Origin of the sequence: Psychrobacter sp. TB55-MNA-CIBAN-0194 (assembly GCF_040309505.1) — a bacterium.
Classification (GTDB): domain Bacteria; phylum Pseudomonadota; class Gammaproteobacteria; order Pseudomonadales; family Moraxellaceae; genus Psychrobacter; species Psychrobacter fozii.
The window spans coordinates 1-254 of the sequence record NZ_JBEOOW010000524.1; the positions used below are offsets into that span (position 1 = coordinate 1).

The following is a 254-nucleotide window of genomic DNA, read 5'->3' on the forward strand; positions in this document are numbered from 1 at the left end:
TGGTACAACTGGTCAAGCGTTAACGTGGCAGCTTGAGGTTGTTCCAGATGGCAAGGCTGGGTTCAGCCTGGTTCAGGGTATAGAAATGCAACCATGGTGCACCACCTTGCAACAATTGCTCACACATCTCGGTGATGACCTGCTCGCCGAACGCCTGGATGCTTTTGACGTCATCGCCATAGGCTTCCAGTTGCTTGCGCACCCAGCGTGGGATCTCGGCGCCGCAGGCGTCGGAGAAGCGCGCCAGCTTGCTG

General features: G+C 57.5%; 1 protein-coding gene. It reads right to left on the bottom strand.

From position 1 onward, the window contains the following. Positions 1 to 19: 19 nt before the first annotated feature. Positions 20 to 254, bottom strand: a 235-nt coding sequence (locus tag AAEY75_RS16130) for a methylenetetrahydrofolate reductase (protein WP_352260165.1), incomplete at its 5' end; no start/stop codon positions are given.